General features: G+C 38.7%; 13 protein-coding genes and 1 riboswitch. Of the genes, 3 read left to right on the top strand and 10 right to left on the bottom strand.

Features of this window, described 5'->3' with window-relative positions:
• Nucleotides 1-9 precede the first annotated feature (9 nt).
• Together IE155_RS09150 and IE155_RS09145 are read right to left on the bottom strand one after the other, a co-directional pair.
• A complete protein-coding gene (locus IE155_RS09150) occupies nucleotides 10-1,383 on the bottom strand; it encodes a cobyrinic acid a,c-diamide synthase CobB (protein WP_189377945.1) in 1,374 nt (457 codons plus the stop codon).
• A 13-nt stretch (nucleotides 1,384-1,396) separates the two neighbouring features.
• Entirely contained in the window at nucleotides 1,397-2,014 is a 618-nt protein-coding gene (locus tag IE155_RS09145; RefSeq protein WP_189377944.1) for a hypothetical protein, read from the bottom strand.
• Nucleotides 2,015-2,225: 211 nt separating this feature from the next.
• Nucleotides 2,226-2,463, bottom strand: a riboswitch (cobalamin riboswitch).
• A gap of 168 nt (nucleotides 2,464-2,631) precedes the next feature.
• Here IE155_RS09145 and IE155_RS09140 point away from each other — a divergent pair.
• From IE155_RS09140 to cobD, 3 genes are read left to right on the top strand one after another with little or no spacing between them, the layout of a single operon-like run.
• Nucleotides 2,632-3,213 carry a histidine phosphatase family protein gene (locus tag IE155_RS09140; RefSeq protein WP_189377943.1) on the top strand — a complete coding sequence of 194 codons (582 nt, stop codon included), beginning with the start codon at nucleotides 2,632-2,634 and terminating at the stop codon, nucleotides 3,211-3,213.
• A gap of 20 nt (nucleotides 3,214-3,233) precedes the next feature.
• A complete protein-coding gene (locus tag IE155_RS09135) occupies nucleotides 3,234-4,247 on the top strand; it encodes a cobalamin biosynthesis protein CobD/CbiB (RefSeq protein WP_189377942.1) in 1,014 nt (337 codons plus the stop codon).
• A 28-nt stretch (nucleotides 4,248-4,275) separates the two neighbouring features.
• Nucleotides 4,276-5,319, top strand: coding sequence for a threonine-phosphate decarboxylase CobD (gene cobD, locus IE155_RS09130; protein ID WP_189377941.1), 1,044 nt, complete (start codon nucleotides 4,276-4,278; stop codon nucleotides 5,317-5,319).
• A gap of 56 nt (nucleotides 5,320-5,375) precedes the next feature.
• Here the strand turns inward: cobD and IE155_RS09125 are convergent, their stop codons facing one another.
• The 8 genes from IE155_RS09125 to galE form a co-directional block, all read right to left on the bottom strand.
• Complete coding sequence (locus IE155_RS09125) at nucleotides 5,376-7,244, bottom strand: TonB-dependent receptor domain-containing protein (protein WP_189377940.1); 1,869 nt, start codon at nucleotides 7,242-7,244, stop codon at nucleotides 5,376-5,378.
• Nucleotides 7,245-7,608: 364 nt separating this feature from the next.
• Entirely contained in the window at nucleotides 7,609-7,788 is a 180-nt protein-coding gene (locus tag IE155_RS09120) for a hypothetical protein (RefSeq protein WP_189377939.1), read from the bottom strand.
• The gene (locus IE155_RS09115) at nucleotides 7,781-8,923 is read right to left on the bottom strand and encodes a PepSY-associated TM helix domain-containing protein (protein ID WP_189377938.1); all 1,143 of its coding nucleotides are present in this window, start codon (nucleotides 8,921-8,923) and stop codon (nucleotides 7,781-7,783) included. Before IE155_RS09115 ends, IE155_RS09120 begins: the two co-directional genes overlap by 8 nt.
• 25 nt (nucleotides 8,924-8,948) lie before the next feature.
• Entirely contained in the window at nucleotides 8,949-11,141 is a 2,193-nt protein-coding gene (locus IE155_RS09110; protein WP_189377937.1) for a TonB-dependent receptor, read from the bottom strand.
• 300 nt (nucleotides 11,142-11,441) lie between these two features.
• Nucleotides 11,442-12,632 (bottom strand): multidrug effflux MFS transporter, encoded by a 1,191-nt coding sequence (locus IE155_RS09105; protein WP_229817175.1) that lies wholly within the window; start codon nucleotides 12,630-12,632, stop codon nucleotides 11,442-11,444.
• A gap of 178 nt (nucleotides 12,633-12,810) precedes the next feature.
• Nucleotides 12,811-14,385 (bottom strand): sodium/sugar symporter, encoded by a 1,575-nt coding sequence (locus IE155_RS09100; protein WP_189377936.1) that lies wholly within the window; start codon nucleotides 14,383-14,385, stop codon nucleotides 12,811-12,813.
• Between the two features lie 27 nt (nucleotides 14,386-14,412).
• Nucleotides 14,413-15,420: an aldose epimerase family protein gene (locus tag IE155_RS09095; RefSeq protein WP_189377935.1), complete on the bottom strand. Its 1,008-nt coding sequence runs from the start codon at nucleotides 15,418-15,420 to the stop codon at nucleotides 14,413-14,415.
• Nucleotides 15,413-16,441 (bottom strand): UDP-glucose 4-epimerase GalE, encoded by a 1,029-nt coding sequence (galE, locus tag IE155_RS09090; RefSeq protein WP_189377934.1) that lies wholly within the window; start codon nucleotides 16,439-16,441, stop codon nucleotides 15,413-15,415. The genes IE155_RS09095 and galE overlap by 8 nt, the downstream gene beginning before the upstream one ends.
• Between the last annotated feature and the right edge of the window lie 16 nt (nucleotides 16,442-16,457).

Raw genomic sequence — 16,457 nt, 5'->3', positions numbered from 1 at the left:
TTAGGCATATTAAAAACGGCGATTTTTATTGAAAAGCTTTACGGCTAATTCAGGGTTACTGGGTAAATACCAATGCATATAAGAGGCAATGATATTGCCATGTTGATATACAAATTCCCCTAAGCGTTCGCTAGGGTGGTGTATTGTTTGACTAATAGGCGTTAACGCGATATTTGCACTTGAATAGTGAAAACTATGACCACGCATAATAGTGCTTTCGTTTTCATCTAGGTTAAATATGGGAAGTTCAACAGACTGTGAACCAATAGCGGCTAATTTCTTTTGCATGACGGCACTGCCGGGAATTAAGCCCGCCATTTTAAATGATTGATCTTCTAGGTTGGTTAACTCATCAAGTAAATACAACATGCCTCCACATTCCGCAACTATCGGTTTGTTGGCCGCAGCGAAATTTTTAATACTTTGTATAAAAGTAATATTTTCACTTAATGATTGCGCATAGAGTTCTGGGTATCCACCGGGCAAATACAGGACGTCGGCTTCAGGTAAACCAACATCGGTTAATGCAGAGCAATAAATTATTTCGGCTCCCGCTTGCTTAAGAAATGCGATGTTGGCGGCATAAATAAAACTAAAAGCTTTATCTTTAATAATAGCGATGCGTGTGTCAGCGAGTGCGGTATCTGACAACGTTGCTAAAGAAGTATTAATCGTAGGAAAAAATTCAACTTCAGCAGTAAGTTTTGTAAGTGCTGTTTCTGCTATTAGATCGGCGGCATGGTCAAGTTGCTGGTCAATATCAGCAAGTTCTTGTGCTTGCACTAAGCCTAAATGGCGCTCAGGTAAGGTAATTGCGGCTTCTTTAGGTATTCGGCCATAAAACTTAAATTCTGAGGCTAAGCTGGTTACTAACAATTCTTCATGCCTTTGTGAATTAACCCGATTAGCGATAACTCCTGAAAAAGGTAGATTAGGCCGATGCTTGGCTAAACCATAAGTAACCGCTGCAAATGTTTGCGCCATTGCTGAAGCGTCAATTACTGCAAGTACTGGAATATTGAAATACTCGGCGATGTCGGCACTACTTGGTGTACCGTCAAATAGCCCCATAACACCTTCAATTAAAATAAGATCTGAGGTTAAGGCTGCACGATAAAGCAGTTCTTGGCAGCCTTGTTCACCTACTAGCCATAAATCGAGCTGATAAACTAATTCACCACTGGCTTGGCGTAATATCATAGGGTCGATAAAGTCAGGGCCCACTTTAAATACGGTAACTTTACGGCCTCGATTGCGATGGTATCTTGCTAAGGCTGCCGTAATAGTGGTTTTTCCTGATCCCGATGATGGCGCAGAAATAATTAATGCTGGACATAATACGCCAGTACCCGTTTGATTTTTTGGTTTATCTGTAAAAGGCAATATCTTGTTTTCCTTACTGTTCTGACTGAGTAGTTGCTGTTACATTGGTATTTAAAAATTTACTTATCGTCCAATCAATTACGATGGCTGTTACTACATAAAAAATAGGGTTAGAGAAAGAACGGAAGTAATACTTAGCAACACGAGTTGTGTATTCAGCCCATGATAATTCAGGAAAATTGCCAGAAAATGCATAATAGCTACCATTCGAGATGAAAAATGCAAGCGAACTGGCAATCACTAAAGCGAATGAAACTTTAGCAATGTTAAATAACGTTGACTGTTTTGCCCAATCGACACGAGCATAGTAACCTGCCGCAAACATGACCGCATAACTAAAAGCTAATGCAGGGTATGAAACGGTCAAGCAGCTACCGAACTCTCCTCGAATATAAGATGACGTTAAATCAATGGCGATTGATAAAATATAGAAAAACCAGAAGCTTTTAAGGTTGCGTAAATACATGCCAGCAATGAAAAATACGGCGGTTGAGGCACTGGGTAATTGGCTGAATGTTGAAAAATGATGCCCGCGGGTGGCTATCATTAAAAAGGCTAATAATAGAAATACGCTAACAAGTAGGCTCTGTGGTGAGGTGGGCGTTGTTGGTTGTTTAGTTGCAGATTTCATCGCTGTTGATCTCGTATTAAGTCCATTAAATAAATTAACGGTGTTGGAAATCAAAGCGAGTAAATTAGTTAGCTATTAGTAACGGGTTTATCAATTGAAACAACTGAGTTTGCGCTTACTGTAACGTGAATGTTAATAAAACCAAGCAAATTTACTAGTCTCTGAATCACCGCCCACCGCAGTTGTCGAGTAATATCTTTCGGATTTATGCCAAAGAATATTAATTTAGGCCGGTCTCCGGACTTCTGTTCATCGCATTTGCAACACCTTCCCATGTTGTGACTAATACCTAAATAAGAGATTAGTTTAAACACAGTGGTTTTCGTTGCTGCTCACAGTTACCGTTGCGGGGGCAGTACTGGCATTTCACCAGTTTCACGTTTCATCTTCAATATTAACAAGCTTAAGTTATTGTAAATATTGAAGACACCTAAATCTGCGCTAATAGTACGCCAAGTGGAAATAAGTTACAACTGAGAAAGGTCAGCAAGTTACAGGGCTAAAGATTGAGGTAAGAATTAAAACTCAATATTAACAATTGAACCTATGTATTGATTTGGTTATTCTTCGACACCTTATGTAATCGGCCTGTTTAGTGCAATGAGTAATTTTCTTTAATGCAAACAACTTTATATTTAGCTCGTCATGGTGAAACACAGTGGAATAAGTTACATCGATTTCAAGGGCAACTTGACAGTAAGTTAACCGAACTAGGTGAGCAGCAATCACTTCAACTTGGGGTGACTTTAAGTGAAAATGACATTGATTGTATTATTTCATCTCCACTTGGCAGAGCCGTTGCCACAGCTAAAATTTGCCAACAAGAATTGAATGTGGAAACGGAAATAGAGGTAAATTTAAGTGAACGAGATTTAGGCCAGTGGCAAGGAAAGTCTGTAGAGGCACTCTCTTCGAATGCTATCTATAGCGAAGTATTACAACAATTTACGGATATTGCTCCTGCTGGCGGTGAAAGTGCCCAAGCATGTGGCAAACGTATTTACCAAGCACTGGAAACTATTGCACATAATGCAATAAACAAGCGTGTGTTAGTGATTTTTCATGGCGAAGCCTTACGTTGCTTTTTATTATCACTCGGTCAACAACACACAGAAAACGCCTATCAGTTGTTTGGCAATGGCAGTGTTTTTAAGCTACGGTATCAACATAAAAAAGCCGAATTTCAAGCTGTATTATAAAAATGAGTGTAATGGAAAGTATGGATACAGCTACATGGTTTACTGCGATACCTTATTTTGCTTTAACACTTACCCTTTTATTCGCGATACTGCTAGATAATGTTTTAGGGGAAGCGAAAAAATATCATTATTTAGTGGGGTTCGGTTGGCTTTGTGGTTGGCTTGAAAAGCGATTAAATCCTGAATATGATGCTAAAACATCAACTATCTTACCCGATAGCTTTTCTATTAAAAGTGCCATTTTAGGGGGGGTAGCTTGGACATTGCTCGTTTTGCCGCTCCCCATAATTTACTTCTTTTTATTTAACGACTTAGCTTGGTACTGGCAAGTGCTAGTCGATAGTGTCATTTTATATTTAGCTATTGGGCTTAACAGTCTTAAAGCGCATGCTATGCAAGTATATGCACCACTAAAGTCAGGTGATGTTGAAACGGCACGACATTTTACCGGTTATTTAGTGAGTCGTGATACGCAATCGCTAAGCCCTGATGAAATGTCACGCGCAACGGTAGAGTCTATGTTAGAAAACGGTCATGACTCGGTTATTGCTTCAATTATTTATTATCTAATAGGTGGCGCTTCTTTGGTGATATTACATAGACTCGCCAATACGTTAGATGCCATGTGGGGCTATAAAAATTCACGTTTCTACTCGTTCGGTTATGTCAGTGCGCGATTCGATGATTTATTAGGATTTTTTACTGGTAAATGCTGTTCCTTACTTTATGCCCTTCAAGGGAATGTTATCGAGAGTATCAAAAACGCTTACCTGCAAGGTAATCAATATAAAAGTCATAACGGCGGTTGGGTTATGGCCGCGGGCGCTACAGTGATGAATATTCGTTTAGGTGGCTTAGCAAACTATCATGGTGCGCTTGTAAAGTCAGTGACCTTGGGCAATGGCAAAGCTATCGCTATTGATGATATTCCACGAAGCATCACATTGGTACAACGTGCCACAGCACTACTATTGTTGTTTGTTTTTTGTTCTCAAATATACTTTTTTAACATGAGCTTACTCACTGGACGTTAACCGTTCGGATTAATCAATACGGGGTTTTATGGCACTTCTTCATGGCGGACAATTACAGCAGATGGCGACTCGTTATCAAGTACCGGTTGATGAGTGGCTTGATTTATCAACGGGAATTGCGCCATTAAGTTATCCTATTCCAGCAGTGCCACTGCATTATTGGCAACAATTACCGCAACTTGCCCCTCACTTAAATCTAGCGGCTAGGGATTATTATCAGTGTCAAAATATATTGGTTACTAATGGTAGTCAGTCAATAATAAAAGCACTCCCAAATCTTTGGCGGCAATATAATCAACAATCAAATAAGGTGTATTTACCTGCTAAAGGTTATAAAGAGCATGAACATGCGTGGGCGAGTGCAGGTTATAATATTTGTTATTATCATGATGAATTACCCGCTAAAACCGACTTAAGCGAGCACTGTGTATTGGTGGTGATTAATCCAAATAACCCAACAGGAAAGCTCTTTACACAAACTGAAATCTGTCAATACCAAAAGACAATAAAAGAGATTAATGGCTTAATGGTTGTTGATGAAGCGTTTATGGATGTTATAGAGCCAGACCAATCCATTACGTCTTTTGTGAATAATACGGATCACCATACCTTGGTGCTACGTTCATTTGGAAAATTTTTCGGTTTAGCCGGAATTCGTATTGGTTTTTTAATTACAAGTGACTATTGGCAACGTGCTTTTTCTGAGCATTTAGGCCCGTGGCAAGTGAACGGGCCTGCACAATATATAGCCGAACTTGCATTAAAAGATAAGATTTGGCAACAACAACAACGTGAAAATTTACATCAGTTACGTTTGCAACAAGAAGCATTGCTTAGGGACGTTTTAGGATCAGAAATTATTGCCGAGGTGGTTAGCACTAACTTATTTATTACTCTGAGCTTTAATCAATTAGTGATTGCCAAGTTACTACATGAGCTTTTATGTAAATTAGGCATTTATGTTCGGTTAACTGATGAACAGACGAGCTTAAGGTTTGGTATTACCACTAAGGCTAATTTTCCTCGTTTAGTCGATGCATTATTACAGGCTAAAATTCAGTTAAAAAAATAAGCAAAAAAGCATCACGCTTTTTTGCTTATCAAATAATCATACATACCTAAACTTAATTAAAAGTTTTGGTAATTAAGGCCAATATAAAAAGCACGTTCTTGAGTGTTATAGCCTTTGGCTGTTTGGTAATCTTTATCGAACAAGTTGGTAACACGTGAGGTAACACTTAAGTTACTTGTTACTTCGTAGTTCAAGCCTAAATTAACCAATTGAAAAGCAGGTAAATGAACCGGCCCTTCTACCCCATAAACACTGTCTGTTCTCGCGCCTACAAATTGGTATTGAAGATATAAATCTGCACCAGCAGCTGAGGTGGTAAATTTATAATTAAACTTTTCCTTAGCGCGTCGAATAAGTTGTGCATAGGTTAATTCACCCATTCTATCGCCACTTTGGTATGTACTTGATTGATCTTCAGTGTCGGTATAAGACACGTTCATATCATGTGTACCACCCAAACCTTGATAGTTTGCCGCTAGTTCAACCCCTTTTATTTCTACTTTGGCAAAACTCGCCGCTTTACCTTCTTTTCTGCCGATAAGGTCGTCAATTTTAGAATTATAAAAATTAATACTCGCGTCAATATTGTTGAATGTTGTTTCATAAAACACTTCAAACGTATTTGAGTATTCAGCTTTTAACGTAGGGGTACCATAGCCAGGATAATAAAGACTATTAAAGTTAGGCACTTTAAAGCCGGTACCATAATTAGCCACTAAGCGACTATCAGCATCAAGCTGATAACCTAGGCCTAAATTATAGGTATTTTCAGCGTCGATGTTTTCAACATCATCGTGTCTAATGGTTGCTTCGTAAGTCCAAGCGTTATCGGTATAAAGTGTATGCGCGAAAACACCGGTGGTGTCTCTTTTTTGAATATCGTAGGTTGTTGTACCTTTTGACACATCATCTTGATAGTGATCAACACCTACATTAATTTGTAGTTCATCAGAAAACTGCATGTTGTTGGTAAGTGAATACTGCATACGACGCGTTTCAAAGGTACTTTGCCAAATACCATCACTTAAACTGTCGGCACTATCTCTGTTTTGGCCTACAGAAAAGGTGGTAAAGTTCTTAACACCATTCAAAACACTTTGATAGTTTGCGCGTACTAACCATACATGGTTTCTAATATCTGAACCGTTGTAATAGCCATCGTATTCATTGTCACCTTGATCGCTAGAAAGCAACCAGTCAAAAGTTAAATCTTTGGAGATTTTTTGTTGGCCGCGAATAGCTACAGAGGTAAAGTCGTAACCGTCGTCATCAGTTTCACTGCCTTCTTGAACATCAAAGCCGTCACTGGTTTCTTTACTGATTGAAATACTGCTGTGCCCGTCACCATGGCTAATTCCAGCACCCGCTTTGTATTTTTGATAACTGTCACTACCAAAACTTGCTCCAGCAAAAAATTCGCCTGCTTCAAATTGACGGGTAAAAATTTGTATAACACCACCAATGGCATCTGAGCCCCATAATGCTGCACGAGGACCTTGAACTATCTCAATGCGTTCGATCATTTCAGGAGATAAGGTATTTAAGCTTGCGCCGCCAGATGTGGCAGAGCTGATACGAATACCGTCAATTAATACTAAAACGTGATCTGAATTAGTACCACGCATAAAAATTGAAGAACTTTGACCTCGCCCACCATTGGAAGCTACATCAACACTGGTTACTGTGGTGAATATATCTAATACTGATGTTGGGTTCATTATTTCAATATCGGCGCGAGTAATAACAATTTGGTTAGCTAGAGCATCGCCAATACTCATCGAAGAACGGTTAGCGGTTACTGTATATACTTCAACAGATTCTTCGTCTTTTTCATTCGCAGTTGCCATAAAAGATGTAGCAAATGTTGCCGTGATCGCCAATGATAGTAACGATTTCGTTAGTGTGTTTTTTTGTTTGAATTTCATATGACCTCTTAATGATGCCCTCCGCACCATAGTGATTACTGCGTATTGACGCAGTGGATTAAGAAAGTTCAAGTACTCGGACTTACATAGCTCAATATTATTTAAGTTATTCACTTAACAATTGTTGCTATGATCACCGTTGCGGGGGCAGTGAAGAATTCTAATCTTCTTCCCTTGAACGAACTATATTAAACAACACTGAAAGAAGTTGCAGTGTTATCAGCTTTTTGGGTTTTTCATTATTTACCTAGAATGGTAAAAATGCGCGCGAGATCTTATCACGTCAACACGAGAAACTGTCAAGAAAGAGTCTATTTATTTTTTTAAGAATGATGGGAATAAGCTAACCGCGGTACTATTTGTGCTATCTTTTTTGTTTTAATGCATACCAAGCGGTAACGATGAGAGTAGAAGCAAGCGTTAAACTTGCGAATATATCGATTAAGCCGTCAACTAATAAAGCGGTGATGATACCGGTCAGTGAAAGTATAAACATGAAAATTGGCCACTTAAATATCTGCCAAAGTGAAAGTTGCTTAGCCATTTTGAGTGACTCCATTAGCGATATTCTTTGTTGGTGTATTTCTATTCAGTTTTTTATTTTTTTGAACCCATAAATAAAGCCCGCTGCCTAAAATAATAATGGTTAGCACATCAAGTATTGCCCACAATATTTTAAGGAATAGTCCGCCGTAATCGCCAAAATGTAATGGTCTTGATAAAGATAATGCTTTAGCGTACCAAGGCATTTCACTTAACCCGATAACTTCTCCGCTTACTGCGTCAACTAATACTGGCGTAATAAGCTCTTTCGTTAATGGCGTATTGCCATGTAAGAATATGGCGTAATGTTGATTACTTGAAAAGTTGCTGCCCGGGAAAGCCACAAATTGTAAGGTCATATCAGGTGCCGCTAATTTGGCTTGCTTGACTGCTTCACTTAGAGAGGCAACTGGTTGAGCAATAGTTCCCCCTTGATGTTCAGACAATAGCTGTTTTAAATTGTTATCTCGCCATGTATCTAGAATTGGTTTTTCAAGCGTATTAATAACCCCAGTTAAGCCGACAACCAATACCCAAGCGATAGTGACGATACCAAGTAGGTTGTGATAGTCGAGCCATTTATGACGTGTTGATTTTTGCTTGCGGACTGTGCCAAAACGAAGTTTACGCATATATTGACGATAAATAACCACGCCACTTATCGTTGATAAGATAAATAATATGCCCATAGCCCCCAAAAATAACATGCCGGGTAATTCTAAAAACATATCGGTGTGTAATTGTAGAATGAACTCCATTACCGATTCGCCTACATCTGCCGGCGGCACTAAGTCGCCACTGGTGAGATCATAGGAAGCAAAGTGCATTTTAGTGCCCGGTGCGTCTGCTGTTGGGCCACTTGTCACATTCACAACAGGGCGGACGATGTCGAAGCTCATATAAATAGCTTGTTCACCTTCGCGATTATTAAGGGCTATAGTTAATATTTCGTCGAGTGTAAGTGGCGTTGCATCAGGGGATTTTGGCTGCCAAACATCAGGATTAAGGGCATCGTCTATTTCATCATGAAATATCAGTGGTAGACCAGTTATGCATAGCATCAGCAAAAAAGCGGTACAAATTAAGCTAGTCCATTTATGGATAAGCTCCCATACTTTTACTGTTGATGCGCGCATTTAAATTAATCCTGTTCTGAATCAACTAGAAGTCGAAAGAGACAGATATTGCCACAGAACGCGGTTCACTTAAAATTAAATAATTAGCACCTGGATAACCACCAGTTGAAGACCAATAGTTATTATCGGTTAGGTTGTTAATACGTGCCTTCACATTTAACGAGGTATCACCAATATCGAATGCATATCGTGCACCAATATCTAATCGTGTCCAGCTATCTAATTCTTTAGTATTGGCAGTGTCAATATATTGCTCACTGGTGTAAATGACTCGACTGTCTAAGGTTAAGCCGGGTAAACTAGCGATATCCCACTCGATATTGATATTGGTCTGCAATTCAGGAATACCAATAGGCGTATTGCCTTCATCTGCATTGCCTTGAGTTTTTGCTAACTCAGCATCAACATAAGTACCACCACCGATAATTCGTAAGCCTTCTATAGGTTCACCAAATACTGTTATTTCCATGCCGGTACTTTGTTGTTCACCTGATGCCGAAAATACTTGATTAGTAATGACAGCATTAGGACGATTAAGAGAGAAAATATTAGCAGTTGCGCCTATTTTTCCACCATCGTATTTTAAACCAAGCTCTACTTGTTCTCCGGTAAATGGTTCAAGCACTTCGCCCGCATTACTAACGGGTAAACCGTTACTTACATTAGGCGCAGTAGCTCCAGGTTGAAGGCTTTCAGCATAATTACCGTAAACAGAAAATTGCTCTGACACCTTATATAATAAGGCAAAAACGGGTGTGACTTTACTGTCATCATAAATGCCTGTTTGTACACCACTTGTGGCATCAAAGGATTGTGTTTTAATCGATTGGTGTCTTAAGCCTACCGTGGCTAATACCGTTTCATCGACAAACGACATGGTGTTAGCAATAGCGATACTTTTGTTATTCACTTTTTCAGTAACCGTTGGGTTTTCCATATCGCCACCAAGAAATACATCAGTAACCGGTGGCGTTATTTGTACTGGGTTGTATATGTCTACAGCAAAACCGCCAAAATCAGCAAATGCAAACGCATTTTTAGATTCGGAATCAACGATTGCGCCAGAAAGTACAAGACGGTTAGGGATCCCTGCCAAGGTAAATTCTGTTTTAACACCACCATCTATTGAATAAACCGAGTCATCTCGTACATTGGCAAAATGAATAGCAGTACCGCTACCATCAGCATTTACTTTAGGGTTTGCTAAATCATTGTTTTCATCGCCACTTCTAAAGCCAGCACCTAGCCAAACACTTGAATTGTTGTCGAGGTCATATTCACCACGAACTACACCAAATAACTGTTGCTCATCTGAAAACGTCCAACGTTGGGCGAAATTTGTATCTGCATCAGGCGCTTCAGGAACATCACCAAGAGGGGTAACTTGTGGGCGAGGAGCATCAATATGATTGTCTTGATAACCAATATCCGCTGAAAATCTGGCATTGTCACTGGCATAGTCAATCCCTAAAGACAGCACACTTAGGTTTTGTTTTTGATCGGTAATAGCACCTTCACCATCTCTTAATACGCCATTAACGCGTATGCCCCATTCATTAGCGTCACCAAAGCGAGTACCAACATCTACAGCACCAGAAAGTTGGTTGCTAGCATCATAACCAATAGTGGCGTTTTTTATACCACCGATAGGTGCGCGTTTAGGCACTAAGTTTATTGAACCGCCAACACCACTTCCGCCTGGAGCTGCGCCATTAACAAACGAGTTGGCACCACGTAAAACTTCAACGCGCTCCAATAGTTCAGCTGCGATAAATTGACGGGGTAATATACCGAAAGCACCATTAAGTGTTATATCGTCAGAAAAAACAGGAAAGCCACGTAACATGTAAACTTCTTGGAAATTACCAAAACCTTTAGTAACTCTAACAGTAGGATCATTTTGTAGTATATCGCCAATATTTTGAGCTTGTTGTTCACTAATTAAATTCGAGGTATAGGCGGTACCTGAAAAAGGCGTATCTAAGAAATCAATATTACCGAAAATACCGACACGCCCACCACGAGCAACTTGGCCGCCAGCAAAACGCTTAGTAAGGTCTACTTGCGATGCTTGACCAACAACCTCGATGACTTCGGTCGTTTCCTTGTCTTTTGTGGTTTCTGCATTCTCTGCAAAGGCAGTATTAATGCTAAGCGATAATAATGACATCGGAAAAATTAATTTAAGGGTATTTGATAAAGACATTAACGTGTTCAAGGCTTTTCCTAACTGTATATGAGAATGATTGCTATCATCATTTAGATTGGTGTATTTTACACGTTGCAGTTATATTTTCAAAAAGAAAAGTGTAATTTTCGTCAATTAAAATAAATTCAAGATGTTAAATAAAAATATTAGCGGCAGGGTTTATTTTGTTAAATGGCGGCATTTTTATCGATTTTAGCTACAATAATAACGATTTTATTGGTATTTACATTTTCAATAAAAATCTGTTTACATATTTTTTGGTTGTTCAAAAGTACTATAAAAGTCCGTTTTAACTCTTTGATATTATGATTAATTATTGTCGCTTACTTTACGTATTTTACCACTCCAAATTAATGTTATACATATTAATGAGCAAACGGCTTGCGACAAAATGATAGAAATTAAGCTTTCAGGCATGAGCGTAGACAATGTTGCAATGATTCCCGCAATCGAAAACTGTGTGGCTCCTAATAATGCCGCCGCAGTGCCGCCATTTTTACTAAAAAATTCCATGTAACAGGCTTGAACATTGGGGAAAACGGCCCCCATTGAACCAATAGTTAATACCATCGCCATAACAAATAATGAGAGATCAGCATTGATTAAGGTGAACAAGATTAGCAATAGAATACCTATACCTTGAAGTAATACAAACCAACGTAGTATTTGTTCTGAAGCATAATGCTCCAACAATCGACGATTAGCCAAGTTGAAAATTAACATCAATACGACATTGGCCGAAAAAAATAAGGAGAATACTGTTGGTGTTACGCCAAAGTGGTTTTGATAAATAAAAGAAGCATGGGTGATAAACAGTAACATAACACTAAAAGCAAATGTGCCTGTTAACATAAACCTCATGGCTGGGCGTATTGATAATACGATTTTATAGCGCTGCCATACCGAAATATTTTCTTTGGTTGGTCTTACAGAGCTTTCTTTAAAAATTAATGTTTTTAATAAGATAAGAGCAACTACACTATAAATAGCTAAAAATACAAAGATAGCTTCCCAATGGAAAATGGTAAGTAATAAACTACCAATGTTAGGTGCAACAGCTGGCGCTAATATCATTAATAAACCAATTAAACTAAAAAATTTAGCGGCTTCAACACCTGAAAGCCTATCTCGAACTAATGCAGGTATAGTGACGGTAGCCCAACCGCCACCAAATGCTTGTAATATTCTAAGTATTAAAAATTCAGGTAATGACGTGGAAAAGGCCAGCAAGATACTGGCAATGCCAAAAATAGTAATGCCAGTAAGCATTACCTTGCTTCGCCCTAAATAATCCGATAAAGGGCCGCCACTTAATTGGCCTATGGCAAGTACAAATACATATAAGGAAATACTTAACGAAACCTGATGAACAGACGTGTTCATAGTTTCAGCAATAAAAGGGAAGGCTGGTAGGTAGGTATCTAAAGCAAAAGGTCCTAACGCCATAACAAAAGCTAAAACAGCGGCAATGCCGACATGGCTTTTCTGATTATCTTCCACTTATCACCTGTATATAAATTAACTTTAGGGAGTTAAATAATCTGACTAAATCGTGCTGAACGACTTTGTCGATTTATTCAATTATGCATTTTATAACAGTATACAGTGATTAAGCTTCAGCTGAAAACGAAAGCTCATCCTTGAGCTTCATCTGTAAGACTTTTTAATGGTGTATTTATTACCACCAAGTTGCATAAAGTGCAGCTAAAATAAGTATTACCCCAATAGCTGCAATATTAAATGGCTTGCTAGTGTCAAAACTTACTTCAGTTAAGCTAACGCTACTATCTTCCTTCGGAGCTTGACCTATTATTGAAACTAAATAACACAAGGCTAAACACAATAAGAATACGATACCGACACGGTCCATAAACGGGAGTTCTGGCCATAAAAATTTAAGCAGTAGTGAAAATACCGCCGAGCCTAGTGCCGCTGATAAAGCACCCGCAGAGGTTGCTCGTTTCCAAAACATTCCCATCACAAATATAACCACAATACCAGGGGTGAAAAATCCAGTGAATTCTTGTATGTATTGAAATGCTTGATCAAACTTGCCTAGAAGAGGTTCTGCAACAAATAAAGCGATACATAGCGCAACAAAAGCAGCAATACGACCAATGAATACATAATGCTTTTGGCTCTTGTTGGGTTTTAATTGGCTGTATATATCCATGGTAAAGATAGTCGAAATACTATTGGTCATTGAGGCTAACGAAGAGACAATAGCTGCAACTAAGGCAGCAAATACTAAGCCTTTGATACCGCTTGGCATTAATGCCATCATTGATGGATAGGCTTGATCGGGTGATGTTAAATTAGGGTGTAAAATTACGGCGGCAATACCAGGGAGCACGACAATAACAGGCATTAATAATTTCAGGTAGGCAGCAAAAGCGATACCTTTTTGTGCTTCTTTTAAGTCTTTCGCGGCAAGTGCACGTTGAATAATATATTGATTGAATCCCCAGTAACTTAAGTTCATGATCCACATACCGCCAATGAGTACAGAAATTCCAGGTAAACTCATGTAATGTTCATTTTCTGGTGATAAAATCATATCGAAATGGCTTGGCATTTGTTCGGTTAATACACTAAAGCCGGCAAGAACACCTTGACCATCTGAAACCGCGTCTAACGCTAAGTAACTTAACAATAAGCCGCCTAATACTAATAAAACGACTTGTAATATATCGGTATATGCAACCGCTTTTAAACCGCCGTATAATGAATAAGCCACTGAAAATGTAGCTAGAAACATCATACCAAACATCCAGTCGATACCAGCAACCGTTTCAATGGCAAGTCCTCCTAGCCAAAGCACTGCGGTTAAGTTTACAAAAACATATACCGCTAACCAAAATAAAGCGAGTGTAGTTTTTACTTTATTATCAAAGCGTTGCTCTAAATATTGCGGCATAGTAAATATTTCATTTTTCAGAAATATGGGCAGCATATATTTACCAACAATAATTAAGGTAATAGCCGCCATCCATTCGTAAGAAGCTATGGCAAGCCCCAGCGCATACCCAGAACCTGACATGCCAATAATTTGTTCGGCGGAAATGTTTGAAGCAATTAACGATGCACCAATTGCCCACCACGGTAGGGCTTTACTGGCGAGAAAATAGTCCTCTGTATTTGCCCCCTCTTTTTTCTCACTTCTCGATATCCATAAAGCAAGACATAACAGACCTATAACATAGACAATAAAAACGCCACTATCTAAATTACTCAGCTTATTTGTGAAATCCATACTTCTTTTTACCTTTTTTAGTTATATTTATTGAGTGTTTTCGAATGCATAAATGATATTTTTTTTATACTGTTCATTGGGTTGTAATACACAGTTTGGAAAATGCGAAATATTTACGGCATCTGTATAGTTTTGTGCCTCTAAACATACCCCCTGATATGGATAAAAAGGCTTAGTTAAATAATAGGCGCTATAGAGTTGCAGAGATGGTTGGTCGGTATATAACCGCATTCGCACATTATTTTGTTTGGATATTAACTCTGCTTTTGTCTCTTGAATCGCGGTGCTGTCTAAAACATAGCAATGGTCATAGCAATTAAGACTTTTTAATTCTTGATTGTTACTTGCTAATTGTCTTGGCCCAATTGCTTGCGAACTTCTAAAGTCAAAATCGGTATTAGCAACGGATAAAAAATCACCCGTTGGCATAGCATTTTCATTTCTTTGTAAGTACGCACTAGCGTTGATTTGCAGCAAAAGTGTTTGGCAACTCGCTTCACCTAAATGAAAATATGCGTGGTTTGTTAGGTTTATTGGCGTTGCTTTAGTGGTATTAGCGTTATAGTGAATTTTCAGCTTATTGTCGTCTGTTAGTTCATAAATAACACTCGCTGAAACTTCTCCAGGAAAACCTTGATCACCATCTTCTGATACTAAATGTAAACACACAGACGAATCAGAAAGTTGTTGCTCGTTTATTTGCCAATAACGCATGGAAAAGTTATCAATGCCACCATGTAAACAGTTTTCATCACTGTTAATAGGTAATTGGTAGTCGATGTTATTAAGCGTAAATTTACCTTTGGAAATGCGATTACAAACGCGACCACAAGTTGCACCTAAATAAAAAGGCTCATTTATATAATTTTCAGCGTCATCATAGCCGACAACCATTTCTGTTGGTTGTCCATTTACTGGAAATTTAATGGATTTAATACGGGCGCCATAATTAATTATTTCAACACTCATGCCAAAGCTATTGTGTAAAACAATACTTTTAACTTCATGCGTTGTTAGGTTTTTGGCGTTAGTCATGTGCATAACCATTTGGGTATTTAGATTGCCAGCGAAAAGTGTCTATCATCATCTCTTCCAATGTTTTTTCAGCCTGCCATTGTAATTTTTCACTCGCTTTATCTGCATTAGCCCAAAAAGCGGGCAAATCACCTGCTCGACGTGCTGCAATTTCAAAAGGTATATTCACTGCACTTGCCAACTCAAAAGCCTTAACAATGGAAAAAACGGAAACCGCAACTCCTGTACCTAAATTAAAAGCTTCTATCCCTTTGAATGATTGATTTTTTTCTAGCCACTTTACCGCCGCCACATGCCCTTTGGCTAAATCAACCACATGTAAGTAATCGCGTTCGCAACTACCATCAGCTGTAGGATAGTCACCTCCAAAGATGCTAAGCTTTTCTCTTTTTCCTACCGCAACTTGGGCTACATAGGGAAGTAAGTTGTTAGGGATGCCCTTTGGATCTTCACCTATCTCCCCACTTTCATGGGCACCTATAGGATTAAAGTATCGTAAAGACACACCTCGAAAGCTATTGTTTGCAAAAGCTTGATCTTGCAAGACACGTTCGATCATAACTTTACTTGCCCCGTATGGACTGGCGGGTGTTCCTAGAGACATGGTTTCAACATAAGGAACATTATTTTCTTCACCATAAACGGTTGCAGAAGAGCTAAAAATAAACTCATTTACGTTATATTCTTCCATAACTTCAAGTAAGCAGATGGTGCCATGAATATTACTTTGGTAATAGCTCAACGGCTTGTGCATTGATTCGCCAACTGCCTTTAATGCGGCAAAATGAATAACTGCGTCAATCTTATGCTCAGAAAATATTTGGCGTAATTTTGCTTTATCTTTTATGTCACCCTCAATAAAGTCGACTTCTTTATTTGTGAGGGCTTGAACGCGGGCAATAGATTCTATACTCGAATTTGATAAGTTGTCATAAACGACTACTTGATAACTATTTTCTAAAAGCGATAACACAGTATGAGAGCCTATATAACCTGCCCCACCGGTAACTAATATTTTCATCGTTATGCTCCTTAAT

Source organism: Thalassotalea profundi (assembly GCF_014653195.1).
GTDB classification, from domain to species: domain Bacteria; phylum Pseudomonadota; class Gammaproteobacteria; order Enterobacterales; family Alteromonadaceae; genus Thalassotalea_B; species Thalassotalea_B profundi.
The sequence above is the reverse complement of the archived record's forward strand: the minus strand, read 5'-3'. Positions and strand labels throughout refer to the sequence as shown.